Consider the following 300-nt stretch of genomic DNA (forward strand, 5'->3'; position numbering starts at 1 on the left):
ATTCATGTTCCAAAACTTTACAATCAAACAAAAGATAGTGATTCCTCTATCTTTGATAATTGGATTGTTCACCGTGAGCTCAGTATTAAATGTTATGACAACGAGCAAGCAATCTGAATTAAGCGACACCTTAAATGAACAGATCGTACCCAACCTGTTCACGATTGAAGATGCGTACCGCGATCTTTACCAAGCGACTTCTGCTGTTCAAGGCATTGCCTTAGCAGAAACACAAGCAGATATTGATCATCACATTCACGAGTACAAAGACAATGCTTACAAAGCGTTGCCGCGTATGGA

General features: G+C 40.0%; 1 pseudogene. It reads left to right on the plus strand.

Annotation, left to right across the window (positions count from 1 at the left end):
• Positions 1-4: 4 nt before the first annotated feature.
• Positions 5-300 (plus strand): annotated as a pseudogene (locus tag R7O13_RS26980) (methyl-accepting chemotaxis protein); the annotation flags it as partial.

This window comes from Vibrio sp. Y176 (genome assembly GCF_033438945.1).